This window comes from Bremerella volcania, assembly GCF_007748115.1.
Taxonomy (GTDB): Bacteria; Planctomycetota; Planctomycetia; order Pirellulales; family Pirellulaceae; genus Bremerella; species Bremerella volcania.
Genome location: NZ_CP036289.1, coordinates 3,900,685 through 3,926,385, shown reverse-complemented (window position 1 = coordinate 3,926,385; position 25,701 = coordinate 3,900,685). Strand labels below are relative to the sequence as shown.

General features: G+C 55.6%; 23 protein-coding genes. 15 read left to right on the top strand and 8 right to left on the bottom strand.

Features of this window, described 5'->3' with window-relative positions; translation table 11 throughout:
* Window position 1: 1 nt before the first annotated feature.
* Complete coding sequence (locus tag Pan97_RS15580; RefSeq protein ID WP_144974085.1) at window positions 2-3,430, bottom strand: secretin N-terminal domain-containing protein; 3,429 nt, start codon at window positions 3,428-3,430, stop codon at window positions 2-4.
* A 312-nt stretch (window positions 3,431-3,742) separates the two neighbouring features.
* On the opposite strand from Pan97_RS15580, the gene Pan97_RS15575 reads away from it, so the two are divergent.
* Entirely contained in the window at window positions 3,743-5,152 is a 1,410-nt protein-coding gene (locus Pan97_RS15575) for a DUF1570 domain-containing protein (RefSeq protein ID WP_144974083.1), read from the top strand.
* Window positions 5,153-5,274: 122 nt separating this feature from the next.
* Window positions 5,275-5,946, top strand: coding sequence for an FKBP-type peptidyl-prolyl cis-trans isomerase (locus Pan97_RS15570; protein WP_144974081.1), 672 nt, complete (start codon window positions 5,275-5,277; stop codon window positions 5,944-5,946).
* 58 nt (window positions 5,947-6,004) lie between these two features.
* Here Pan97_RS15570 and Pan97_RS15565 read toward each other — a convergent pair whose 3' ends face one another.
* Window positions 6,005-6,571 (bottom strand): hypothetical protein, encoded by a 567-nt coding sequence (locus tag Pan97_RS15565; RefSeq protein ID WP_144974079.1) that lies wholly within the window; start codon window positions 6,569-6,571, stop codon window positions 6,005-6,007.
* A 98-nt stretch (window positions 6,572-6,669) separates the two neighbouring features.
* A complete protein-coding gene (locus Pan97_RS15560; protein ID WP_165698785.1) occupies window positions 6,670-7,551 on the bottom strand; it encodes a phosphatase PAP2 family protein in 882 nt (293 codons plus the stop codon).
* An 82-nt stretch (window positions 7,552-7,633) separates the two neighbouring features.
* Between Pan97_RS15560 and Pan97_RS15555 the strand changes: the two genes are divergently transcribed.
* From Pan97_RS15555 to Pan97_RS15500, 12 genes are all read left to right on the top strand, one after another.
* Window positions 7,634-9,391 (top strand): ArnT family glycosyltransferase, encoded by a 1,758-nt coding sequence (locus Pan97_RS15555; protein ID WP_144974075.1) that lies wholly within the window; start codon window positions 7,634-7,636, stop codon window positions 9,389-9,391.
* Between the two features lie 144 nt (window positions 9,392-9,535).
* Window positions 9,536-9,925: a response regulator gene (locus Pan97_RS15550; RefSeq protein WP_144974073.1), complete on the top strand. Its 390-nt coding sequence runs from the start codon at window positions 9,536-9,538 to the stop codon at window positions 9,923-9,925.
* A 29-nt stretch (window positions 9,926-9,954) separates the two neighbouring features.
* The gene (locus Pan97_RS15545; protein ID WP_144974071.1) at window positions 9,955-11,646 is read left to right on the top strand and encodes a GspE/PulE family protein; all 1,692 of its coding nucleotides are present in this window, start codon (window positions 9,955-9,957) and stop codon (window positions 11,644-11,646) included.
* 9 nt (window positions 11,647-11,655) lie between these two features.
* Window positions 11,656-12,798, top strand: a complete 1,143-nt coding sequence (locus Pan97_RS15540; RefSeq protein WP_144974069.1) for a type II secretion system F family protein — start codon at window positions 11,656-11,658, stop codon at window positions 12,796-12,798.
* Between the two features lie 123 nt (window positions 12,799-12,921).
* The gene (locus Pan97_RS15535; RefSeq protein ID WP_144974067.1) at window positions 12,922-13,248 is read left to right on the top strand and encodes a competence type IV pilus major pilin ComGC; all 327 of its coding nucleotides are present in this window, start codon (window positions 12,922-12,924) and stop codon (window positions 13,246-13,248) included.
* Window positions 13,249-13,253: 5 nt separating this feature from the next.
* The gene (locus tag Pan97_RS15530; protein WP_144974065.1) at window positions 13,254-13,760 is read left to right on the top strand and encodes a pilus assembly FimT family protein; all 507 of its coding nucleotides are present in this window, start codon (window positions 13,254-13,256) and stop codon (window positions 13,758-13,760) included.
* 111 nt (window positions 13,761-13,871) lie between these two features.
* Complete coding sequence (locus tag Pan97_RS15525) at window positions 13,872-14,300, top strand: type IV pilus modification PilV family protein (RefSeq protein ID WP_144974064.1); 429 nt, start codon at window positions 13,872-13,874, stop codon at window positions 14,298-14,300.
* Window positions 14,290-14,805 carry a PilW family protein gene (locus tag Pan97_RS15520; protein ID WP_144974062.1) on the top strand — a complete coding sequence of 172 codons (516 nt, stop codon included), beginning with the start codon at window positions 14,290-14,292 and terminating at the stop codon, window positions 14,803-14,805. The genes Pan97_RS15525 and Pan97_RS15520 overlap by 11 nt, the downstream gene beginning before the upstream one ends.
* Window positions 14,806-14,822: 17 nt before the next feature.
* The gene (locus Pan97_RS15515; RefSeq protein WP_144974060.1) at window positions 14,823-15,218 is read left to right on the top strand and encodes a hypothetical protein; all 396 of its coding nucleotides are present in this window, start codon (window positions 14,823-14,825) and stop codon (window positions 15,216-15,218) included.
* Window positions 15,219-15,223: 5 nt separating this feature from the next.
* A complete protein-coding gene (locus Pan97_RS15510) occupies window positions 15,224-16,741 on the top strand; it encodes a PilN domain-containing protein (RefSeq protein WP_144974058.1) in 1,518 nt (505 codons plus the stop codon).
* Window positions 16,695-17,372 (top strand): hypothetical protein, encoded by a 678-nt coding sequence (locus Pan97_RS15505; RefSeq protein WP_144974056.1) that lies wholly within the window; start codon window positions 16,695-16,697, stop codon window positions 17,370-17,372. The genes Pan97_RS15510 and Pan97_RS15505 overlap by 47 nt, the downstream gene beginning before the upstream one ends.
* A 57-nt stretch (window positions 17,373-17,429) precedes the next feature.
* The gene (locus Pan97_RS15500) at window positions 17,430-19,292 is read left to right on the top strand and encodes a secretin N-terminal domain-containing protein (protein ID WP_144974054.1); all 1,863 of its coding nucleotides are present in this window, start codon (window positions 17,430-17,432) and stop codon (window positions 19,290-19,292) included.
* Here Pan97_RS15500 and Pan97_RS15495 read toward each other — a convergent pair.
* From Pan97_RS15495 to Pan97_RS15475, 5 genes are all read right to left on the bottom strand, one after another.
* Window positions 19,289-19,771 carry a hypothetical protein gene (locus tag Pan97_RS15495; protein WP_144974052.1) on the bottom strand — a complete coding sequence of 161 codons (483 nt, stop codon included), beginning with the start codon at window positions 19,769-19,771 and terminating at the stop codon, window positions 19,289-19,291. The two genes, Pan97_RS15500 and Pan97_RS15495, sit on opposite strands and share 4 nt — an antisense overlap.
* A gap of 134 nt (window positions 19,772-19,905) precedes the next feature.
* Complete coding sequence (locus tag Pan97_RS15490) at window positions 19,906-21,528, bottom strand: ABC transporter permease (RefSeq protein WP_144974051.1); 1,623 nt, start codon at window positions 21,526-21,528, stop codon at window positions 19,906-19,908.
* Complete coding sequence (locus Pan97_RS15485) at window positions 21,525-22,472, bottom strand: ABC transporter ATP-binding protein (protein WP_144974049.1); 948 nt, start codon at window positions 22,470-22,472, stop codon at window positions 21,525-21,527. The genes Pan97_RS15490 and Pan97_RS15485 overlap by 4 nt, the downstream gene beginning before the upstream one ends.
* Window positions 22,473-24,641, bottom strand: a complete 2,169-nt coding sequence (locus Pan97_RS15480; protein WP_144974047.1) for a hypothetical protein — start codon at window positions 24,639-24,641, stop codon at window positions 22,473-22,475.
* A gap of 164 nt (window positions 24,642-24,805) precedes the next feature.
* Window positions 24,806-25,093, bottom strand: a complete 288-nt coding sequence (locus Pan97_RS15475) for a hypothetical protein (protein ID WP_144974045.1) — start codon at window positions 25,091-25,093, stop codon at window positions 24,806-24,808.
* A 180-nt stretch (window positions 25,094-25,273) separates the two neighbouring features.
* On the opposite strand from Pan97_RS15475, the gene Pan97_RS15470 reads away from it, so the two are divergent.
* Window positions 25,274-25,669: a metallopeptidase family protein gene (locus Pan97_RS15470; protein WP_165698784.1), complete on the top strand. Its 396-nt coding sequence runs from the start codon at window positions 25,274-25,276 to the stop codon at window positions 25,667-25,669.
* Window positions 25,670-25,701: the final 32 nt, after the last annotated feature.

The following is a 25,701-nucleotide window of genomic DNA, read 5'->3' as shown; positions in this document are numbered from 1 at the left end:
TTTAGCGGCCACCGCGGCCACCTCCTCCGCCAAAGCCGCCGCGCCCGCTGCCACCAGTCGGGGCACCGCCGCGACCACCCCGATCGGAGTCACCGCGTTGGCCTCCGTCCCCCCCAGAACGCTGCATCTGTTCGCGAATTCGCTGGAACATTTCCATTCGCTGACGCATTTCATCCGGATTAGGTGCTGGTGCGGCGTTATTGTTGTTGCTGGAACCATTCGTGTTGCCACTGCTCGCAGCGGTCGAATTCACGGTGATTGCCTGTCCGGTTAGCGATGAAAGAGCTTTTTGAATCGTCTCCGGATTCGAGCTGCGAACCTTGACGACTTGCATCGTTTGGTTGGTGTCATCCCCGGCCTGATCCAGCTCTTCAACCAATGCTTTCACTTCTTCAAAAAGCGGGTCAGGAGCAGACACAACCAACGAGTTGCTGCGAGTATCGACACCGATGGTCATCTTTTCCGGTTCGCTTTGGGCGCCGCCACCGCCCCCTTCGCGGCCTCCACGACCACCACGCAAGGCTCGGATGAAATCTTCCGGCGACGGCTGTCGCTGCTGCTGGCCGGAGGCGGTGCTGGCGATTCGGTCGGCATAAACCGTTTGAACGATGCTGGCAATATCTTGGGCATTGGTAAACAGAACGGGGATCATCCGCGGGGTACGCTTGGTTTCGACCTGCTCAGGACTGTGCGGCTGGTCCATGATTTTGAGTAGCTGATCGATCTTGTCCAGATCTTGCACGCTTGCCTGAATCACCAGGGCATTGAGCCGCATGTCAGGAATGATGCTCAATGAACTGCCAGAGAGGGAAGTGCTGGAACTGCTGGACCCCAAACCCATGAGCGAACCCATCAAGCCACCGCCACCACCGAGCATTTCCGAGGCGATGTCACCCATGAGCGAGCCGCTCCCATCGTCGCTGGGAGTTACGCCCGTCAAAATGCTTTGCAGCATCTGGGCCGCGACGTCCGCTTTCACGTAACGGAGATAATAGACCGAGTACTCTGCCGACGAGGAGTAGCGTGAACTCAGGGTTTCGATCAGTGCCTCAAGCTTGTCGAGTGCTTCCTGGTCTTCCGAGGCGATCACCAGGCCATTGGGCCCCATCATGACGACAATCTCGCCTGGCCGATTGGCTCCACTGGCCTCAGGGGCTGGTTTGAAATTGGAAGGGCTGGGCCCATTCGATGGAATGGGTGCCTGGGCGGTCGTGATGACCGGAGCCTGCTTGGATTGAAGTCCTGGGGTTTCGTCATCCTCGAAGGCGACGAATTGAAACGTGCTGTGTTGCCTGTGGCTCGCTTCGGAATCGAGCATTGGCTTAACGTTACGGGCCTCGTCACCAGATGAATTCCCGGTCGTTGCCGGAGATTCTGCCGGAGGCGTGCCGGGATTGTAACCTCGAACGGCCGGAGTTGACGAAGGACGCACGACGCGGATCCGGCTGGTGCTTACCGTTGGCCACAGCATTTCGAGTTCATTCAGGACGCGCTCGGCTGCCGTTCCCGAAAGGGGAATCGAACGGATGTTTCCACGTTCTGCTTTCATCGCGAGGGCAGCTTCCGGATCTTCGCCCATCTTCATGAGTAAGTCTTTGATCTGATGAACTTGCTCGCTGGTACCACGCACCAAAAGCTGCGACGTCAGTGGGTCGGCATCAATCACGGGGGCATTTGGGTTCGGCTTTTCTCCAGCACCACCGAAGAGCTTGTTGATCGACAAGACCGCCATTTGTGGGTCGACGACCATCAGCTGAATCACTTCAACTTGCTTCGAGTCGCGCTGCATCTGAGAAAGCGTTGCCTTGACGGTGGAGTGTTCGCTGCCACGAGCCAAAGCAATCAGGTTGCCGGTATTCTCATCGATCGCCAGACGAACGTCTGGGTTACCGGCCAGAAGCGTCTGCATGACCTGCAAGGTCGTTGTTGGATCGAGCGTGCCAAGGGGATAGACTTCCAACTGCAACTGATCGGCGGGAGAACTTCCCAGGCCGCCGCCAGGTACATCGACCTGCGTGATCAGCTTTTGAACTTTCTCGACCGCATCCTTCTTTCCGGTAAGGAAGATCTTGGTTCCGAGCGTATCGGTTGCCAGGCGAATCGAACCGTCCGAGGCGGTGTTGGATCCTGCTTCCATTCCCATCAGTTGGCGAACGACGGCCAAGATCTCTTCGGCCATCAGGTTCTTGGTCTCGACAACGGTGACGTCGCTGCCGAACGGGTTTTCGACCGCTTGAATCATGTCACGAATGGTACGCAGGCGACCAGCCGTCTCTGTAACGAACACTTGCTGCGAATGCGTCAAAGCCACCACGGCACCTTGAGGGCCAATCAGCTTGGTGATTTCGGCTTCCGCTTCCTCTGCGGTCATCTTCTTCAGGTCGAACAGGCAACTGACTAGTTCGTATTCGCCGCGATTATCAAGCTCGTCCATCGAGACCGTCGTCACGAGATTCGGTGGAATGCCGTCTTCCAGATTCACAACGATCAGCATCTTTTCGCGGCGTACCAGCGTGTAGCCCTTGGTCAGCAAGATGCTATTGAGCAGGTCGATGGCTTCAGACGGCGTATAGGGTTTCCCGTCGGTGTAATTGAATGTGCCTGGGGGAGGGGAGTCCATGACCAGCGACAGGTCCGATTGCTCGGCAAACCAGTCGAGCACATCTCCCCACGGCTGATAGCGAAAGCTGAACTTCATCGTGTTGTCGCGCGGAGTGCCGTCGGCATCCGACGGAGACGTCGCCGATGGCTGGGAACCCGCTGGACCACCAGCGGCAACCGGTGATGCTGCCATCTCTTCGCGGTTCGGAGGCACGACCTGGTCAGCTGGAATGGTTTCCGGGTTGTTCGAGATGCCGGCCAGTTCTTCCCATTTTGCTCGTTGCGAAGGACTCAAAAGACGGTTGGCGAATCGTTCAAATTCGCCCAGTTCACGCGGACCTGCATCCGGCTTCAAAGTGGCCTCTAGCCGCCGCGATAATTCCTCGGCTTGCCAATCGGCCAGATTCAACTGACCAGCGATCGCTGGTTCCAGGATCGAAGTAAGTCCGGCTTGCTTGACCTTCAACTTCTTAAGCTTCTCTTGCTGCTCTGGAGTGAGCAGGGCCATTGCCTGCTTTTCGGATTCGGCGACATACGCATCCAGCTTGGCTTGCTTCTCTTCGGGGGTGGCCCCTTTGAGTTCCAAAGCCAGATCGAGCGCTTGTTTTTCGCGTTCGTAGGCCAGCGTTTTCAGCTTCATGCGAACTTCATCACTTAGCTGAAGTTCGCTCGCTGCCTCGTCTTCCAAGGCAATCGCAAGGGATCCCACAAACGTGGGGTCTGCGGCGTTTAGATTGGCAAAATGAAAACTGGCCGTCAGAACAGCTAACGAAAAGGCAAAAGCCAATGCCCGGTATGGATGATTCAACCAGCAAAGCATCGTACGCATAAAATATTGCAGTTTAAGGGGTTAGCGAATGGTTTGCCTAGTTTTTGCCTGCCAAGTGCTTGGGCATAGGCAGTGATATAAGGAATGCTCTCAATCTAATCTAAACCCCACTAACCGCCCTAAGTGTCAGAATTCGGGAAACTTTTTGATATTCCAGCTGTGCCAGCGACTATTCGCCATGAAATTTGCTTGCTGGATTAGATTTGGTCGCGACAATAAATTTGCAGGGAGGCATTTCCACATACTTGGTCACGCCATTTCTCCCGCCACCAACTCATCCAGAATTCTGTTTCGCCGTAGGAAGTAGCACGAATGCCGTATCGTCGCTCTTGTATTTGCTTAGGTCTTGTGATTGTCGCTTGGGCATTGGCAAGTTCGAGTGCAACCGCTCAGAAGCGAGTGACGGTACCTGATCCGCGGGCCTTCGGACTGGATATCAAGCCAGGACTGGTTCTTTACAACGTTACCGGGAACGTCGAGTTCCGCACCGAAGATGGCGAGCAAGCGATCGGAAAGATTCAAATCGCCATCGGATCAAGCCTGGTCATCCTGCAGCCTGATGGTCGCCTGGTGACTCGCCCGATTAGCGAGGTCAAGAAGACGGATCAGCCATTCGAGGGAATGGATCGAAAGGAACTCGAAAAGCGTCTTCAGGACGAACACCCTGGTTTTCGCACGTTTACCTCTCGCCACTTCATTTTCGTTTACAACACGTCCAACGAGTTCGCCCAAGGCACGATGCGAATCATGGAATCGATGCTGCCAGGCGTGATGGCTCATGCCAAGCGGCAGAAGATCGACGTTCACGATCCGGAGGTTCCCCTGGTCGTGATCATGTTTGCCACCGAGCGGGAATACAAAGACTTTGCCCAACTTCCTGACGGTGTGGTTGCCTACTACGACACGATCGAAAATCACGTGGTGATGTACGAAAAGCCGACGCAAACGCCCTTTAAGTGGGATCTCTACATCCGTCAGGCCATCTCCACGATTTCGCACGAGGGGGCTCATCAAATCCTGCACAATATCGGAGTTCAGCAGCGTTTGTCGCGCTGGCCGATGTGGATATCCGAGGGAATAGCCGAGTACTACGCACCGACCGAATTCGGGAAACGCATGCGTTGGAAAGGGGCAGGGGATATCAACGATATGCGCATGTTTGAACTCGAGTCGTATCTTAAAGCCCGCGACGCGACCCAGGCCGACGGGACGATGGTTGACGATACGGTCGGGGCCGGCAGTTTGACCTCGACCGGTTATGCCTCGGCATGGGCTCTGACGCATTACCTGGCGTCCCGAAAGAAGATCGAATTCGACAAGTTCATGAAGAAGGTCAGCGAACTTCGTCCCTTGGAAGGTGCGATTGACCGCGGCAACGATGGCAAGGTTTCCAGCAACCAGGAAGTGTTCAAGGAGTATTTCGGAGACGACTTTGCCGGAATCGAACGTGAAGTCGTTGACCATCTAAAAAATCAGCCCTACGACCACCCGCTGAAAGAGTTCCCCCATGTGGTGGCGTCGGTTCAAGTCACGATCAACAATCGGTCCTACGGCCGGGCCAATGTCTTCCATAGCCAACAGTTGGCAGCCAAGTGGCAGCAAGAACAGGTCCGCAAGCTGGATGCCACCCAGCAGCAAAGTGCCCAGGTTGGCATGCAGATTTTCCCCAATCGCTCGGCTGCTGAACGCTTTGCAACGCAGTGGCTGCGTGCCAACAACTGACGATTTTGGCCCCCCTCTCTTTTCCCAACCACCAAAAACCCCGATAATTGGCGGAAGTACCTGGAATCGGTCTTGGTACTGACCCATCCCGGGACCCCACCTAAATGCCCGAAAGGAAATTCATGATCCGTTCACTTTGCGCCATCGCGATGGTGCTGGTCGCTCACGCGGCTTTCGCCCAGGAGATCAAATTGGAGTCGACCGAACAAAAAGCTTCCTACGCCATTGGCCGCAATATAGCGAACGAAGTTGCTAACCCCGATGTTCCCTTCGACGTTGAAGCCCTGGTTGCCGGCTTCCGCGACGGCCTGACCGGTGCCGAGTCGAAGCTCTCTGAAGAACAGGTTAGCGCCGCTCTCCAGGCATTCCAGACTCTGGTTCAGAACCATATGCAGAAGAAGGCCGAAATGGCCGCCAAAGCTGGGACGGAATATCTGGCTGATAACGCCAAGAAGGAAGGTGTCAAAACCACCAAGAGCGGTCTGCAATACGAAGTGGTCAAGCCAGGTACCGGAGCAACGCCAAAGCTGACCGACACGGTGGTCTGCCACTACAAGGGCACCCTGATCGACGGCACCGAGTTCGATAGCTCGTACAAGCGTGGCGAACCAGCTCAGTTTCCCGTTAATGGCGTTATCGAAGGCTGGACGGAAGCCCTGCAGATGATGAAGGTCGGCGGCAAGTGGAAGTTGTACATTCCTGCCAACCTGGCTTACGGTCCTCAAGGCCGCCCAGGCATTCCGCCAAATGCCGTTCTGCTGTTCGATATCGAACTGCTCGACATCGCCAAGTAGTCATCGCGATTGTCGACGCGTCGTAAATATAAGCCTGCCGCTATTGTGGCAGGCTTTTTTATGGTCGTATGCCGAGAATGCCTCCCAGCTTTGCGTGCACATCTTGCGTTTGTCGCACGACCAGAACGCGAAGATTGCTGAAGTAGAAGATACTTCCCTTGCCGCCATGAACTTCCCATGTCTCGGGATCGATCGTCGTGGTGATCAATTCAATAAGCTCGTCGGCTCCTCGCTCGTCGATCGCTCCGCCACCATTGGCTGACTTCACTTCCGACAGACTCGGTGCAGGCTCGGTGGAGCGAAGCTTCTCTAGATCATCACGAACGCTCCGAAGGCGAGAGCCTAGCTTGGCCTGCCATTTTTCCTTCTCGAATTCCGCGAACTCCTCGTTGAGCATCATCTCGGCGTAGAGGGCATAAATGCGAACGATCGCATTGCGGCGATCCTTGAACGAATCGCTCGTGGCTTCATCTCGTAGGGCAATCCTTATGGCTTTTCGGATTTCATGCGGCTCGAGCGGTTCCTGGTGTTCGATCTTAGCTGGATTGAACTCGCTTGCCGAAGAGTTTGACTCGAGAGAAGGGGGCGCGGAGATAACGGCTAACAGGAAGAGCAGGGAGGTCATGAGAAACTCCTTCGAAATGGGAACAACACACTGTGTCGAGTTTGACAAATTCCCGCAGCTTTGGCGAATCGCTGTTGAAGAAACCGGAATATCGGTGTTTATCCAGTCGCCTTAGTTTTCCTAATCTTTGATTCGGCCCAGGCAACGAGTTCGGGCAGGCGTCCATAAGTCAGCAGGATCGTCGCGGTAGCCATCCCTAAAGCGGCCCCCAGGAAGACGTCACTGGGAAAATGCATGCGGAACGCCACACGTTGAAAACAGGCCAACGCTGCAACCAGAAGGAAATACCAGCGGGCATGGGGATAAAGGAAACAAAGTCCGACGCAAAGTCCGGCGGCGGTTGCCGAGTGCCCTGAGGGGAAGCTCTGCAGGGCCGACTGGCGGAGTTCTTCCTGGGACAGCCAACCCAGGAAAGGGAACCATTGGTAAAAGCTGTCCCAGATCGACAGTGAAAAATCGAATGCATGTGGGCGATATCGGGCAATTCCAAAGAACTTGGCAACATTCGCCATCAGACCAGCACCGAAGGCCGTTCCCAATAGCAGGCCAACTTTCCATCGGTTTGCCAAATCGAGCGCAAATACGGCCAGGACCACCATAATCACACCGGTTCCATGCCCGAAGACTTCCGACAGTGCGACCAACTTCTTTAAGTCACCCTCAATGAAACGAAATTCGTGTGGGGGAGCTGCTAATTGACCGCTGACCGCATGATCGATGAAGAAGGAAAGCATGCCACAGGTGACCAGTGCTCCCGATAGAACGAAGAAGAATCGAGCGGGAAACAACGCTTTCTTTGAGTCCATCAAGCTAGGGGAAGGCGCTGGGCGAGCGTAGGAGCTTTCTTCCTCCTGCGGGGACTCCAGTTCTGCTTTTAGGTGGTATGCGGTCACAGTTCTGTATGTATTCCGATCCGATGGCAAATATCGTGCTATCGCCAAATTAACGCTTTTTGTCCTAATCACCAATGGCAGACTCACGACGGCGAAGTGCCATTGGCTGCGGGGCTTGGCTTCAGGTAAACTGCCCGCTTGACCCGTGTGCAAGCAAAGGAATGCTGCCATGTTCTCCGCGAACAAAAACCTGGGGCTGCTGATTGCCCTCTGCCTGATCGTATTCTTCACCAATCTCGGTGGTCCCAAATTGTGGGATCGCGATGAGCCGCGCAATGCAGGTTGCGCTATGGAGATGATCGAGGCCGCGGATTGGGTCGTTCCGCGATTCAATGACGAACTCCGCACGCACAAACCGGTGCTGCTTTACTGGTTGATGATCGCGTCCTACTCCGTGTTCGGAATCAGCGAGTTTAGTGCCCGCTTCTTCTCCGCGTTTCTCGGAATGCTGACCGTTCTGCTGACTTACGACATGGGCCGACGCCTGTTCAACTCCACCGCAGGTCTATGGGCCGGCGTTTGTCTGGCAACCACACTGATGTTTACGGTCGCTTCGCGCGCGGCGACCCCCGATGCACCGTTGATCTTCTTTGTCACGTTGGGGCTTTGGATCTACGTCCTCTTCAGCTTCTCGGCAGACGAGGAGAGTGCGAACGCTAATCCTGGTTACTATCCGACCCAGTGGTGGCAAGTGGCACTGCTGTATGGAGCGTTGGGCCTGGCAGTCTTGTCGAAGGGCCCGGTCGGACTGATCCTACCGACGGCGATTATCGGCATGTTTCTGCTGATCATGCGATTGCCGCCTGCCCAACCGGCGACAACGTGGCGGCAATGGGGCGTTTCCCTCTTGCGGCCATTCTTTCCGATCCACTTTTTGAAGACCGTTTGGTTCATGCGCCCAATCCTGGCGATCGTGGCCTGTTTGGGCGTAGCGCTACCTTGGTATCTCTGGGTTGCGGCTCGTGACTTTCGTTGGATCGAAGGTTTCTTTTTCGACCACAACCTTAATCGCGCGGTGACCTCGTTTGAAGGACACTCCGGGCCGCCGGTTTACTACCTGGTTGCGATTTGTGTTGGCTTTTTTCCCTGGTCGGTCTTTTTCGCACCGATGCTGTGGGACTTGAGCCAGCAACTGCGAACCGGTACGAAGTCGAAGGCCGCATTGATCTTCTGTTGCTGTTGGGTTGCCGTGTGGATGGGCGCGTTTTCGATCGCTCAGACGAAACTTCCCAGCTATATCACGCCGCTCTACCCTGCTTTGGCATTGATCACTGGTGTGTTTGTTTCGCGTGTGACTGAGAAGCGGACGCAGTTGTCGGCCCGTTGGTTGGACCTCGGGTTCGGCCTGACGACGGTGGTCGGCGTCGTTCTCGTGGTCGCACTAGCGATTCTGGCGGCGAAGTTCATGCCCGGGGAAGAACTGGTCGCGCTGGTCGGTTTGCTTCTGGTCGTCGGCGGAGGTCTGGCCTGGTGGCGAAAATCGCAGCAGAACTATCAGCAAGCATTCCGTGTGTTCGCGGTCACTTCGATGCTGTTTGTCGTCGGATTGTTCTCGGTAATCGCCCAGCGTGTATCGGATCAACAAGAGATCAGCCGGTTGCTGGCCGAGATCCAGGCAGCCGAACCTGGTGCTCGCCTCTGTTCGTTTGGGGTGAGCGAGGCGAGTTGGGTCTTCTATGCCCGGCAGCCGGTGAAGTTTATTCCCGAAGACCAAGGCGATCTTCAGGCCGAATTTGCCGAGGCACCCAATACCGTCGTGTTAACGACGCCTGAGAAGCTCGCCGAATTGCCGCCAGAGCTACGGGGGCAACTGACGGAAGTCGCTCAGGCCCCGTATTTCTTGAAGGATTATCCGCTGATCGCGCTGCGGCCTACGCCTCCGTTTGCTGAATTGGCTGCGAAGAAGCAGGCCCCCAGCCAGCGATGATCAGCCGTTTCGCATGAACCGTTTATAGCGGTTATGCGGGCTCGTCTCCCTTTTCAATCTCCATGGATTTGCTTGCCTTCGAGGGAAAGCTAAGGTTGTGCGTCCCATAGCGACATCCGAAGCTTCATTTCGAAGGACGCGACCATGCGTAAAAACAAGCACTTCATTCTCGTCGTCGAAGACGATCCGCTTTTGGCGGACATCACGGCTTTCCGCTTGGAACTGCTGGGTTTCGAGGTGCATACGGTTGAAAACTCCGAAGCGGCACTTGCGCAGGTTGAAGAGAAGCAAGTCGACTTGGTGATCGTCGATCTGGAATTAGCCGGCATGAAGGGCTTGGACCTGATCCATCAGCTTCAAGTCCACGAAAAGAGTTTTCAGACTCCGGTCTTGGTTTTCTCGACCGATCCCAGCCTCGACGTCGTTCAAAAGGCATTCAAAGCAGGGGCCAAGGATTACCTGGTGACCCCGTATGATCCGGCCGTCTTAGAGCACAAGATCGAACTGCTCTTATCGCCTCAGGCGGTAAGCTAGTCTGACGGACGCATAGACAGAGATTCACGATGGCAGGAAGACTAGGTGACATTCTGGTAGCCCGCGGGCACATCACTCAGGAACAACTCGAATCGGCACTCCGCAGTCAGGGTTCCGAGCGAGGTATGCTGGGGGCCATTCTGCTGCGCCGAGGACTCGTCACGCGTGAACAAGTCGGTTCGGCGCTATCGGAACAGTTTGAAGTCCCCTTCGAGACGATCGTCGCCGAGGCCGTGAATCCGCAACTGGTTCGCCTGTTGCCGGAAGAGTTCTCACGCAGCCGTACGACCGTTCCAGTCGGCTTGGTGAAGCGACGTTTGCAATTGGCAATGGCCGCTCCGGACGACATCGAAACGATTTCCGAAGCCGAACTGATCACCGGCTACCCGATCGATCCGATCGTGAGTTTTACCGCCGACATCCAAGATACGCTCGATCGTGGGTTTGACGACAAGATCGTCGCCCGCCAGACGATCGTTGATATGAAGCTGCAGGAGCTCGAACAGCACGAAGATCAAGACGACCAGGCCGAGGAAATCGCCGCACTCAATGAAGAAGAGTCGGCCCCGGTGGTTCGCTTGGTGAAGTCGATCTTGTCGGGCGCGATCAACTCGGGCTCTAGCGATATTCACCTAGAGCCGCACAAGCCTGAAATGCGAGTTCGCTACCGCGTGGATGGTCAGTTGCAGCAAGTGATGACGATTCCCAATCACATTGAAGAGGCGGTGATTGCCCGTATCAAGGTGATGGGAGACATGGATACAACCGAAACACGCCGGCCTCAAGACGGCCACATCAGCATCGAGGATGGTGGCAAGAGCGTGAACTTTCGTATCAGCACCATCCCTACCGTGCTGGGCGAGAAGGTCGTGATGCGTCTGATTGACGAAAGCTCGAAGGTCTTCCGCATGGACCAACTGGGCTTCAGTGACGTCGATCGGGGACGCCTGCAGGAATTGATCGACAAGCCGCACGGAATGCTCGTGGTCACCGGGCCGACGGGTTCCGGTAAGTCGACGACGCTTTATGCAATGCTCACCGAACTGAACCAGGTCCACCGCAATATCGTCACCGTGGAAGACCCGGTTGAATACCGATTGCCAGGAATCACCCAGGTTCACTCCGACAACGAATTTGGGCTCGGTTTTGCCAACGCGCTCAAATACATCATGCGGCAAGACCCGGACGTGATCATGGTGGGTGAAATCCGCGATCACGAAACGGCGACCACTGCCGTTCAAGCCGCACTTACCGGGCACTTGCTGATCAGTACGCTGCATACCAACGATGCGGTCGGCTCGGTCGCGCGATTGAATGACTTGGGAATCGATCACTTCCGGATTGGTGGATCGCTGTTGGGAAGCGTTGCGCAGCGTCTGCTGCGTACGATTTGTCCTTTCTGTAAAGAGCCAGCCAAGCCGAATCAGACGATGCTCGAGACCATCGCTCGACGCTGTACCATTCCCGCAGATGCGGTGTTCTACCACGGACGTGGCTGTAACAAATGTCTTGGCAGCGGTTACCAGGGACGCGTGCCGGTCTTCGAGATCATGGTCAACACCATGCGGATGGCTGAGGCGATCGATCAGGGAATGCCTCAGGCAAAATTGCGCGAGATGGCTGTCGAGGAAGGAATGACCGATCTTCTGACGGCCGGTATCCGGATGGCCGTTGCTGGTCGTACCACGCTGGAAGAAGCGTACTTCAAGACGATGGGTTAGGCCAAAGCCATGAAAGCAACCACAGTTCGATCAGGCACAGCAAGCTCAGGAATTGGCGGCTTTTTTCACTGGCTGCATTCGATTCAGTTGACGCCGGGGCGTCGACGTAAGGGGGTTTCGCCGCGCCGTCTGGGTGAGGTGTTCTCGCACCTGGCAACGCTGCTGGAAAACGGCGTCACGCTGCCCAAGGCAATCTTGACGATCGCCAACGAATCGACGATGCGTTGGGGACGAAGCTTGCTGATGTCGCTGCATACGGCCATTGAACGCGGCGACAGCTTTTCCAAAGCACTAGCGAGCCAAGAGGGTGTCTTCGACGAAATCCTCATTCAACAGATTCGCATCGGCGAACGTTCTGGCAACGTGCCGCAGGTACTTCGCCGAATCTCGGACAAGTTGGAAACCGATAACGACCTTCGCGGTCGCATCATGAAAAAGCTCAGCTATCCGGCGATCGTTACGCTCGCTGGCAGTGGCGTTTGTACTTTCATGATCTTGTTCATCCTGCCAGTCTTCGAGGAGACCTATCGCAAGTCAAAGATTCCGCTCCCATTGCCGACGCAGGTGCTGGTGAATGTCGGACACTTCGCCACATCGTACGGATGGATCATTCTGCTGGCCGTCATTGGCCTGGCGATTGTTATCCGCCAGTTGCGGAAGAAGCAAGCCTTTGCGATCTCCATGGACCGGAGGATGCTTCGCTTGCCGCTAGTAGGACCTTGGCTGGTGGACATGGCCATGCTTCAGTTTATGGATGCCCTGGGAACGATGCTGGAAAGTGGATTTCACCTGGCCGATGCATTGGCTCAATGCCAGGGAACGGTCAGCAATCGAGCCGTCGATCAGGCCATCGGATCGCTGGGTAAGGCAGTGCGTCGCGGAGAACGGCTAAGTCGCGAAATGGATCGCCATCAACACCTGTTTCCTCCGGTGGTCAGCCAACTTGTTATCGTCGGCGAACAGACAGGCAACCTTGGGCCGGCAAGTCGTCAAATTCGCGACCACCTGAAGAAGGATGTCGAACGCAAGACGGACAACTTCGTTCGCGTCGTCGAGCCGATCACAACCATTATGATGGCTTTGCTGGTGGGAGGGATTTTACTTGCGATTTATATGCCAATGTTTGGAATGTTAGATCTTGTCGAAAAGTAAGCTCGCTCTTGCAACCTACAGTTTTTTGGCGGAAGTGACAGACCAACTGAGTTTGTCGCCAACGTCAAAACTGGAGTGGGCAGCTTGGACAGAATGTTTTCAACCCGTTAGATAGTAAAGACAATGTACCAATCCAAGTTGAATCGTAAGCGTCGTGGGTTCTCCCTGCTAGAACTGTTGGCTGTGGTCGTCATTCTGGGCATCATCGCAGCGATTGTTGTTCCCCGCGTGAGCACCTCGAGTGCGTTGGCAAAACAACGCGTCAACGAGCATAACATTGCGACGCTCAATGCAGCTGTTGAACGCTACTACGTGAACGAAGGTAGCTGGCCATCGGCATTGACCGACTTGGGAACGGACTACTTGCCTGATGGCGTTCCTGCCGTTCCTACCGATAACTCCTTGACCTACACGCTCGACGGCACGACGCATCGCGTTAGCGCACTGTAGGATCGATGACCTGTCTTGATGCATCTCGAAGTGACCGCGCTGCTACCAAGTTGCGGTCACTGGCACGTCGGCATCAAGGTTTCAGTCTGTTGGAACTCTTGGCCGTGGTCATCATTCTCGGACTGTTGGCAGCCATTGGCGCAGCTCGGTTGGCTCCTGGAATTCAAGGAAACGTCGCCAGGGGAACGGATTCCTTTCGCACGTTGATGGCTTTGCGACAAGCCCGTGCTTCGGCCATCGCGACCGGCGACGATCATCGCCTCCGCATGCTCACCACTAGTGGTGTCATTACTGGCTTTCAAATCGAACGTGTGGGCGGATCGACCACGATTGTCGAAGGTCCTCATGCGTTCTCAGGTGAAACGACCATTTTGCAGACCGGCAGCCATGCGACCTTCAACTTCCAAGGGGAAGCCACCGTGACGCCGGTGCTGACGTTCGCCGGCCCTGATCGAACCGACCGCATTACCGTGGTCTCCGCGACCGGTTGGGGGTTGTTGGAAGAACTATAAGCCGGCCAGCTCGTTGGACTTCCGTCCATTTCTTTTTGACGTCCATTCTGGGTGACCTATTCTTACGCGTCCCCATGCGCACGTGGTGCACCGTAATTGGACGAACTCGCCATGAAGAAGTCGAACAACGCCTACAGCCTGTTGGAAGTGGTTATCGCCACATTCCTGATGGGATTAGCGATCATTCCCGCGATGAACTTCATGACGTCGGCCATTCATGCGGGCCAGGAATTGGAGACATGGAACCAGATGAATCTGCTAGCGGTGAGCAAGCTGGAAGAACAGCTATCGATCGCGGCGGCAGATTTTCTGGAAGGATCGGATAGCGGGACGTTTGCCGATCCTGGTTTGGAAGGAATTCGTTACACCGCCACGCGATCGACTTCGGCCGCCAATGGAGGCATTGCCGATCAGCTCATGGTACTGACGGTAACGGTTTGGGACGACGAAAACGGAAACTCGGCAGTCGACAGTGGCGAGCCTCAGGTCTCGTATGCGACCAAGCTGGCCAGTATGACGCTTTATCAAGATGGCACGTAAGACACGTACAATTCGACGCGGCTTTAGCCTGCTGGAACTGCTGGTGGCGGTGACCCTTTTGGTGTCCGCGGTAACCGCAGTCTCGGTGCTGTTGCGTGTGAATTACGATACCTGGCGGCAATATCAGACAGACAACCTGCGGCACGAAGCGGCCGTTGGAGTCTTGCGACATATGGTACGCCAGGTTCGGCAATGCGAAGAGATCACGGCGATTAGTTCAGCCGGCGATCATTCCGGTTCGCTGTCGGCGTTGAAGTCGGATGGCTCAACGGTTGTTTGGGATCACACCGGAACCAACGTTTACTACGGCACGACTACGGCAAATCAGTTGCTGGGAAACCATATCACCGGCTTGACGCTGGTTGGCTATGAAGCGGACGGCACCACCACAACAACGGTTGCCAGCGACGTGCACTGCGTACGAATCACCGTGAGTTATACGCTTCCGGACCGAGCAACGGCCAGTCGTACCCTGACGGCGTATGCCTGGATTCGAGCCTTTTAACAAGTCGCGGTCATACGATGCCCTTACATCAACACAAACCGAACCAGCCAAAGCGTTCTCCGAAACGCGGGTTCGCGCTGTTGTTGGTGCTGGTGGTGATGGTGCTTACTTCGCTCATCCTGGCGGGGATCGGCAATGGTTTAACGACGCAGTTCTCGGCCTATCGCAACACGGCGGACTACGACCAGGCCCTGTATCTCGCCGGAGCCGGGGCGCATCATGCCATAGCAATGCTGGAAGAGGACAACGCGTGGCGCGGCAGCATCAGCAACATTGAGCTGCCAGCGGGAAGCGGCAATCGATATAGCGTTACGGCAGCCGACGGTGACCCGGGCGAAATCGTCATCACGGCGACAGGGGAAGCTGGTGACGTGACGCGGCGTTTAGAGTGTGTCGTCAGTACGAGCGGCTAAAAACTATGGCAGAAAAACGCAACAACAAGAAAATCGACAACCGCCACGTGCTGGCCCTGCAGATTGGTCACACGAAGGTTCGCGCCGTTCTCTATCAATTACGAGAAGGGAGGCCCATCGCTTGCGAGTCGCTTGAAGAAGCGTGGCAAGAAGGTGGAATCAAGATTGCGACCGAAGAGGGCATGCAAGGCCTGCGGAGAGCGCTACGATCGTTGCTTGCCAACGTTCCGCGTACCGTCGACAAAGCCTATGTCGCCCTCTCTGGTGAATTCTGCGTTACCCGAGTGGTGAGTGACACCAACGACAACGTCTCGCACGAAGTACGTGAAATCGAATCGCGCAGCCGCCTTTATCTTTCATTGGGGCACGGTCCAAAGGTTGTTGCCGGGAGCATTGTGCAGCAAGACCCTCGCCATCAACACGCAACGGTCTCGGTGGTTCACCGGCAGACGATCGAGGCGATTCTCGATGTGGCCAAGTCCGCAGGGCTTTCGGTGATCGCGGTTGAGCCAACGGTTATTTCCCTCTGCCGCCTGATGGGGGCGATGGGGCTAGACCGGGAAGCCCCCTCGCTTCTGGTTTGTCCCGGTCAGTCTGGCGTGGAAATCGCTGTCTCGTTTCAGGGCCAGCTTTACCTCGATTACCGGCCCGCAGGGATTACTCGGCAAGAGGAGATCGCAGAGATTCTCGTTCATCATCTCGAGCGTCTGCAACGTTATTGTCGACGCCATGCTCGAGTTCTGAAAAACTCGATTGCTTCGGTCTACTTGACCGGCGAGCAGTATCGAGCGGAGTCGATTCGTGAGCAACTCGGCGATCGCTTGAACATGCCGGTTCAGATTCTGGAAACCATCGCCGCGGAAAGTGAACTGACACCTCTGCTGAGAAGTGTCCCCATTTCACACTATCCAGCCGCAGGCATGGGGTTATTGGCCATTCGCGAGTACGCCACCCCAGGCCCCAACCTGATGGAGCGGCTCAAGTCGGACCACGAAGAGCACTTGCTGCGGCGGGCCGCGAAAGTCCTAGGACCCATCGCGGCGGTGATGTTGTGTGCAGTGATCGCGTGGGGGTACTTGATTGAACAACGCTGGCACGTGCAACAGTTGGAGAGTCAAGCGGCCGAATTGGATCCCATCCACCGCGAGTCTCTGTTGTTACGCGGTGCCATGAGGCGAGGCCGTGAGACGCTAAACGTTCACCAGCAGATTGGTCGCCAACTACGGCAGCCCGATGTCGCTGAGTGGGTGCATGCACTGGGAAGCAAGGTGCCCCAAAACATATGGCTTACCAGTATTTCATTGGACAACGAAGGTGACCTGACGATCGAAGGAAACACCACGACGGAAGCGAGTATTTACACGTATTCCGAAGAGATCGGCCACCTTCCCTTCGTCAATCGAGCAACGGTGGACGGAGCCATCCCCAGCGCAACCAAGGCCGGACCGGCTATCAAGTTTACGATTCACTGCGATATTGACGCCTGGGAAAACTTGGAGGGAAAGAACGATGATAGCGTTTAAAAAGTCGTTTACCCGCCTTCTGAGGCATCCATCCGCGTTTATGGTCGGCATAATCGTAACTTTTGTGGTAGCACTTGTGACGCTTATTCCGGCCGCCGATGAATATTCGGTATTACGAGAACGATCAGGGGAAGCGGTGCGTCGATTGGAATCAGCAACCAACGATCGCGACGAACTTTCACAGATCAAAACCAAACACGCGGAAATTCAGGAGGCACTCAAGACTCATCAAGAGCGTATGATCGACGAAGATGCGGCACATGCCATCCGTTCTTCACTCGTTCATTTTGCTCGCGGATCCAACTGCCATTTGCGACGCGTCGACTTGGGGCCCGTGCGAATTCGCCAGTGGCACGAAAAGGATCATCCCGTTGAGACGGTGACAACCGCCGAGCGTGGGAAGAAGACTGACTTCCGCCTGGAAGTTCGGGAACTTCGACTGACTTTGACAGGCAGCATTGATGAGATTGAAAGTTTTCTAGAGAAGTTCGAGACACTCGATGTGAATCTGAGCCTTCAGGATATGAAACTGAAGTCATTAGATGCAGAAGGTGATCAGATTCAACTCGAACTTGCTCTGCAACTTTTCGGTGTTCGACGGGCAACCAAGGAAGAATCGATGAAGTCCTAAGCAAGAGCCACCGCTCAGCTTGGGATATCATCAGCAAGATTTGGTGAAAGCAACGGAATGTCAAGAAGCCAGGACGGCATAAGACACGCCAAAACACACAGCTTACGTACCGCGCATTGCCGCGGCTTTTACTCTGCGCTGCGCAAGGGGATGTTGTCGTTTGTTCTTGGCCTGTTTCTTGTCATGGCCCCGACCGTCTTGCGGGCAGAAGGTATCAGTCCGCGAATCGAAGCCGCTTTGAAGCAGCGGGGCGATCTCACGCTTCGCGACACCAGCTTGCCTCATGCATTGCAGACGATCAGCGAGATCTGGAACATCAACGTCGTTCTCGGTAGCAAGGTCGAAGGAACCATCAACGGTACGTTTCGCGATGCTCCGCTATACGACATTCTCGATTCGCTTTTGCTACTGAACGGGTACGGATATCGGCCGGTCGGTGATAGCCTGGTCATTGTCCCCCTGACCGAACTGGGCACGTCGAATCCTATGTTTCGATCCGAGACGATCCCGCTCGAGCATGCTAGCGCCGTCGAGATCATCCCGGCCGTTGAATCGCTGAAATCGCGAGGTGGTTCGATTCAGGCGATTGCTTCGGCCAACAGCTTAACCGTCGTGGACTATCCCGATCACCTGGAAATGATTCGAAGTGCCGTCAAGAACATCGATCAGGTCGCAGCCGAGTCAGGGGCCGCGCCCGGTACGCGGGTCATCACCGACGTTTTGAATTACCGTCCAGAATACATCAACGCCAAAAGCCTGCTGGAAGCGATCCAGTCGCTAATCAGCGCCGACGGTCGTGCTGCCATCGTCGAATCGGAAAACCAGGTCGTGGTGATTGATCGTCCGGAAAACCTGCGCATGATCGAAGGGATGCTGCATCGGCTCGACGTTCCCAAGCCTCAGGTACGTATCACTGCGTTGATTTACGATATCGACCTGGACGACATGGAAAGCCTGGGGGTCGACTGGAGTTCGGTGTTTAAGGGACGTCCCGATGCCGATGGCGTTCCTCAGAACCTGTTTGGCCTGGAGTCTGCCATTGCCATACCGGCGGCTGCCGGCGATCCGACCGGCGTCATGACTTTCCAGACTCTCAATAGCAGTTTTGACCTGAAAGCGGTTGTCGATGCGGTGCGGCAAATGGACGACTCACGTCTGCTGGCCGACCCAAACGTCGTCGTCGTCAATCGTGAAAAGGCCATGATTCAGATCGTCACTGAGATTCCCTATCAACAACTCACGCAAACATCGGCTGGTGGCAACATCGGTACGACCGCGTTTCGGGAAGCCGGCGTGATGCTGACGGTCACGCCGCGAATTGCCGCGGATGGGACCATCGAGATGGATGTGGTCCCATCCTTTAGCCGTCTGACAGGCTACAGCGATGGCGCCAATCCCCAGCCAATTATCGACAAGCGAGAGACGAGCACGACTGTTCGCGTGGCCGACGGACAGGTCCTGGTCATCGGTGGATTGCGTCAACGGGTCGACATCAGCAACGACAATGGAATTCCTTATCTGAAGGATATCAAGTACGTCGGCAAGCTGTTTCGCTATCGCCAAACTCAGGTTCGTGAGAGCGAACTGGTGGTCTTTCTAAGAACGGAGATTTTGCCCTGTCCGACCACGGGCTTGAATTGCCGGCACACCGATGCGTACGAGGAAGGGTTCACGAAACTTGACGCCATCCCGGTGGCGTCGCAGTACCCGTGGCCGAAGATGAGCCCTCCGCCTCCGGGGAAACGCCCAACATCCTTTGGACCTGATCCGCGTCGTGGAATGTCTGTCGAAGCAAATATGCCAGGGGTTGAGTCTTCGCCCCAGTGGTTCGACGAGGGACCGATCCAACCGCCTGCCAATCAGGCGGAACCGATGATCCGAGAATCGCACGTGATCCGGCGATTCCCCATGGTTCGCTAGCGGATGCGAAGGGATATCTGTTCGAGGCCACGACGCAAGGTGGCCTCCGATTCGGTCACGCTGAGGACTTCCCATTGATCAATAAAGTCGCCAACGACTGCTTTGTGAAAGTCACCAGCCGTCTCCAGCAGGGCAATGTGCTGAGAATCTCGTTTGGCGATGCCCAGCAGCCGGATGTTAGCCGACTCGGCTTGCTCGGGCGTTAATGTTCGGGCCTTGACCGTCGGTGGGCGAAACGGATTGCGGTAGGTTTGATTTGACTCAGGTGGACTCGTAACGGGTGACGGTTTAGCAGTCGGTGCCACCGCGGAAGTTGCTGCTTCGGCACTCGCTAGATGCTCCATTGACGGCGCCGTCGCTTGCGTCTGGTGTGCCGGTTCCGGCGCGGTCGCGGCAGGGGTAAAACCACAGCCTGGGCTCGCCAGAATCAGCACGCTTGCGGCGATGGCGGCCGATGGATGTCGGGATAGGAAAGTCATGGTCAGGCTTCTTGCAGTCTAAGACGAAAGATCTCTTCGCAAGAATAGGTCGCGGCATGGCATCTTTCGAAGATGCCACAGAAGCAACACGGCAAGTCGCCCGGCAGTGATCGTCACAATCGCCATAACCTGACCTAAGCCAAGGGATCGGCGGCGTTGTCGACCTTGGGAGGGAGAAGCTCTGGCTGGAATCGGGGATCGTTCTCTCGATTGGGTAGGAAGTTGCGAGATCCCAGGAGAAGGTTCAACAGGAAGAGGAACGAGCCCATAATCATCAGAAAAAAGATAAAGATGCCAATCAGCGGCGTCGTCACGAACGAGCGGTCATCGAATCCTTCGTAGAAAAACCAGAAGGGGTTGGTCCAATGATTGAAATTAGGATCTAGCGTCCGATTGGTAAGTACCTGGAAGCCGAGAGGCAGCATGACACCACCCATCAAAAGGATCAGGTGCAGAATTACCGAGACAAAAATATCTGCCCGGAAGATCATATTCAATAGTTGAAGGATTAGCTTGCCCATGCTCAGGTAGCAGATCGTGTAGCCAATCAGCCCGGCGGAATAAATCACGGCAAGCCACGCATCCGCGGTCGATAGCGAGTTGAGGGTGTTCACCCAGGCCACCCCAGAAATAATCAACAGGCCGCTCACCAGAGACGTGACGACGAAAAAATAGCCACGCTCCGGACCAGGCAAAAGCCAGTTTCGCCAGATTCGATCCGCCAGAAGATTGGGAATGGATCGCTTGATGCGTGGTGAAAGCACCGGCGACTCTCCATTGATGAACGCCCCCATGATAAACCAGTGCAGGCACAAGATCGTCGTCAACGTCATGAGGATCGCTTCTTCACGCGGAAATCGGAGTGCAAGATAGCCGAACCAGCCAATGGCGAGAAAGTGCTGAAGAAGGATTCCACGACGAATGCCAGCCGAACGGTTTTCGCTCTCGAACGTGATCTGAGCTGAAGCGACTTCGATGATCAGGTAGAGGTAACTTGCATAGACCGAGAAAAACGCGGCGGTCGCGCTCCAGAAATCGGGGTTGTCGTACTCACGCCAGCTTGCATCTTCATACACGCTGGCGTAGCTGATGATCAGCCCGATAACGAAAAGAAAGATGAACAGCAAGATCACGATTACTGACAAGGCCGACTGCCAGTGACGCTGCCGAGTAATACATGCAAGTACCAACCCCACGCCGGACAGCAGTACCGAGGCGAGAAACGCACAAAGCAGCACATACGCGATGGTGACGATGTCGATCCCGCGCAGCAGATAGGTAAATGCCAGGCACGGAGCAAGCGCCGATAGGTACACCAGCATCTGCACGATCGAGCTGACGAGCTTACCAATGATGATCTGACGTGGGCTGAGCGTCGAAATGGAAAGCAACTCGAACGTTCCGTCTTCCCGCTCGGACGCGAGCGAGCGAAACGCGGAGAAAGGAATGATCACGACAAGGGGGAAAAGCAAAATGTCGAGATAACCAACCATCAGGAAGGGGCCGTCTGGCGAATAGAGAATGCCAGGGTAGCGAAAGTAAATGGCCAGCAGCGACCAGATCCAACTGGTGAGCAGCACCAGGGCAAAGGTCACGGCAAATTGGCGACTCTTAAGGGCTTGTCGTGTTTCCTTGACCAAAATCGGATTGAGGTATTCCCCCAGTGATTCCAACTTCCGATCGAAAGTCCGCCACCAGGAAGGCGTTGCCGCTTCTTGCTGCGTGGCGGGATCCGGGGTGACGTCCATGGTGCTCATTGAACGCGTCCTTTCGTCACATTGAGGAAGACGTCCTCAAGCGTCGAATGTCGTGCTCCGAATTCCGCAATGCGAAATCCTGTTTCGATCATTTCTTTGAGCAAAATGGCCTCTTCGGCTCGTTCCCCAACGTGTGAGAAATGTAGCAACTCGCCATCGGTGACGATCTCGCTGAAGCCTTCCTTTTCGCTAAGCCACTTCGCGAGGCCTTCGGTATTCTCCAAAACGCGGACACGAACACGGCTATGCGAGAGTTGGCCGCGTTGAATGTCGGCGACGCTGCCGGTCGCCAGAAGCTGGCCTTGCTCAATGATTCCCACAACATCGCACATCTCTGCCAACTCGGTCAGAATGTGCGAGCTGACCAAGATGGTCTTTCCATGCTTGGCGAGCCGGGCGATCATTTCCCGCAGTTCAATCCGTGCCCGGGGATCGAGGCCGGCGGCTGGTTCGTCCAGGATCATCACCGCCGGGTCATGGATCATCGATCGTCCCAGGCACAGTCGCTGCTTCATCCCTTTCGACAGTCCGCTAATGGGCTTTTCGGCTAAAACATCAAGCCCGGTGAACTCCATCGTCTTGTCCATCGCCAGGCGGCGTTCCCGGCCGTGTAGTCCATACGACCGGGCGAAGAAGTCAAGGTACTCCCGGCAGTTCACATTGGCATAAACGCCAAACGCATCCGGCATGAAGCCCAATCGCCGGCGAACGCGATCGGGATCGTTGATCACGGAATAGCCATCGATCAAGGCATCGCCAGCGGTCGGCAGATCAAGCGTTGCAAGGATTCGCATGCTGGTAGTTTTGCCGGCACCATTGGGGCCGATGTAGCCGAAAACCTGGCCGGCATAGACCTCGAACGAGACGTCATTGACCGCCTTGGTGCGTCCAAAGAATCGATGCAAACGGCGAAGTTCGATCACAGGCCTACGAGTCGCGATCATCTACCACCTTCCCATGACGACTTCGATGCTCTTTTCGCCCTTCGCAGTCTTCATCCCAAGAGGAGACTCCGGGAAGTGTTCGACGATCGCGATGTAACTGCGTGGCCCCAAAGCCTGGAAAGATCGTGCCATCTGGTTCTGAATTTCCCGTTCCATCAAGGCTTGATTGAACGAGGGATCCATTTGGTAGATCTCCGGCATGCTCGCCGACTGAACGTAGTAATTGGTCCTGTTCGAGGACCGCCGGACGTAACTGCGACGATCAAATCCCTCGGGAATGCCTAGGTTCTTTTCGTTGATCGTACGGCGAAACTCGCTGATTTGCTCCGTAGTGACGGTGGATAGCTGCTTGTCCGCATCGGGAAGAATGTCGTTGGCAAAATATTGAATGCCTTTGTCGTCGAGCAGTAGCAACTGGGAGATCTTGGTCCCCAGCTTGTTCTGGACCGAAACCTGCCCCTCACGCGCAGTAAATGCCAGGTGATGTGCCGTTTCGAAAGGACGAATCGCCAGGAACTGCTGCGTGACTCGTGAACGAAAGTAGCCGCCCTGAAGGATCTGATCGTCCCCCCAAGTCATACGCTTCTCGCCCGTGTGTTCGGTCAACGGGTACTGTTCGTACTCGTACACCGCAGCATCCAGAGGATATTTGAGCCCCGAGGTACTGGCCAGTCCGGCATAGTAGGCCTGACGACTCCAACTGGCTCCATGGCCGGAGGTCTGATCCAGCAGGGTCACGGTGCGTACGCGCGACTTCGTGCTGAGCCCATCCGAGAGAACCGCGTAGGACATTAAAACGGCCGTAACCATCAATGCACCCACCGGGACAGTCACGATCAGAAAATTCAGCCTTCCGATCGACCGTAACACAAAGTAGTTGACCGGGCCGATTAGAATGACGAACAGCGTGATCAGTAGCTCGAACGTGGTGACCGGAGCAACACCAACGCCAGGAATCAGAAACTCCCAGAAGCCTAGATTTTCACGTAGCCGCGACATGCCGTGCCGTTGAAACCAGGCGAGTCGATCTCCCTGAAACGTGGCGAAGATCCGCTGCCAGGATCCCGTTGTGCCCGGAAACGGATCTTCCTCGATGACGACGATCTTGCCAAATCCCTCTTGGCGATGAGCCATTTTTAACGGAGTTCCGACGTTGGTCGCTTTGCCATTGATCCCTTCGTCGGTTTCTACCAATTTCCCTTGGCGAACGGCTAGGGGAACGTAGTTGCCGGCGATTGCGTTCGCGAAGCGATTACGCGGGCCGCGAAACTGCTCGAAGATCCCCAGGTTGCGCAAATCGACTGAGTCGGACGAAACTTGCTTCCATGCTGGCGGACGACTATCCGCGTTGGGGGAAAGTAGATGGTCGACAACGTCCGATCCGTCTTGCCCGGCGTTCCAGACCAGGAGATTGCCGCCGGCCATAAGCCATTGATGCAGAACCGCAAATCGCTCTGGGAACTTGTGGAAGACGGTCTCCAAATCTACTCGTTCCAGCACAATCAGATCGGCGGAGGAAAGCCCCTGCCAGGCTACCGGCATATCGGAAAGTGGCAGGAAGTCGGTTCGCGTGAGAAAGGTCAGCGCCGAAACGGCTTGGTTCGGTGAGCCGGATAGTTGTGACGTGAGCTGTTGGTTGGTTGGCAATGTCTGTTCGTTGAAGAAAACACGTAGATCGGGGATCTCGTCCACTTCTTCGCCGGCATCGCGGCGATTGGCCTGTTCGAGAACCCAGCCAGCTCGATCGTCACGCTTCGGGGCATTGCGGTGAAAAACGATCGTCGCGGGATAGGCTTCGGTGTAGTATCCATTGGTGAACATCGTCATGACCGATGTGGAATCACTGGAAAGCTCTTTCAGTTTCCGGCCATCTTCGCGTGTTTCAACCTGCAGCGTGTACCAGAGAAATTGCTGCGGTACGAGCAGCGTGTGCGTTTCGGCTGCTTTACCTTGCGAAAGCATCAATTCCCTCGTCACGGCGGGAAACGGATTACGGCTGTTGAAGTTGTAGTACTGCGGCTGAAGGGTGACGTTCACGCGGCGATCCGCCGGGGCCGGCAGTCCGTTGGCCGTCGCGACGGTGACTCGCACGGGTCGATACCCGCTTCCATCGATCCAGCGAGTGTCAATATCCAGGTAGAGCCCGCTGACCGGTTTGTCCGGCGCCATCGGCAGCTGAACCCGTTCCCCCGTCTCTGCTTGCAATGAGCGATGCGCTCCCCAGCATGCCGTCAGTAGAAGCAGGATCAAGCATGCCCGGCGGAGGCGATGAACTGTCGAATAGTGAAAAGGCATAGGGTGGGGTATCCCAGGCTGTGGATGGCAGAACTCGTCTAATCACTCTCGATATTCTTGGGGGGAATAATCTGAGGAGCCGGCACATCGGTCGCGAAGGGGGATTGCCCTTTGTCAGGCGTTAACGATTGAGCAATTTCCATGAAGGCATATCCGAGCAGGCCCAGAAGCATATGAATCGCGACCCACAGCAAGGCAGCGAACACGACAAGCGAGACTGCCTTGGCCCAGTCGGCACCCATGAATGCCTGGCGTACCGTTAACGAGCCCACTGCCGCGAGGGTGATCAGAAGAAACAGCTTGGCAATCGAAAAGCGTTGGATCATGCACCTATTGTCTCCGTGGGTAAGCCATTTGCAAGCAATTTGCCATTACTCCCTTCGTCTCTCGTACGCGAATCTTGCGCACCTTTCGGACAAACTTCGGAAGAACTTTTGCGCGGGGTGGCAAACCCTTGCCTCAAGCCGATAATTGAAGGGATATTCACGCAAGCGATGGGTAGGCCGATGGACCAGCAATCTCGAGAGTACTTCGATCTTCACCTGGAATCGGTCCTGGCGAACCTGCCGGAGTCGATTGCCACGCTATTGGACAGGGTTCCGATGATCGTCGAGGACTATCCGTCCGATGCGCTCGTGCGAAAACTTGGCCTTCGTAGTCGCCAACAACTGTGTGGTCTTTACACGGGAATTCCGCTCACCAATCGATCGATCGAGGGGCCCCCGGTCCCTTCGGATGCCATTCAGATCTTTCGAGAAGGGATTCTGTCACAAACACGCTACGTCAACGGACAGATCACGGCCGTCGGTCTCCGCGAGCAGATTCGGATTACCATTCTACACGAGTTGGGGCATCATTTTGGCATGACCGAGGAAGACCTGGATGAGCTTGGCTATGGCTAACAGGGGGCGATCCTTTTCCGTGGTTTAAGTGT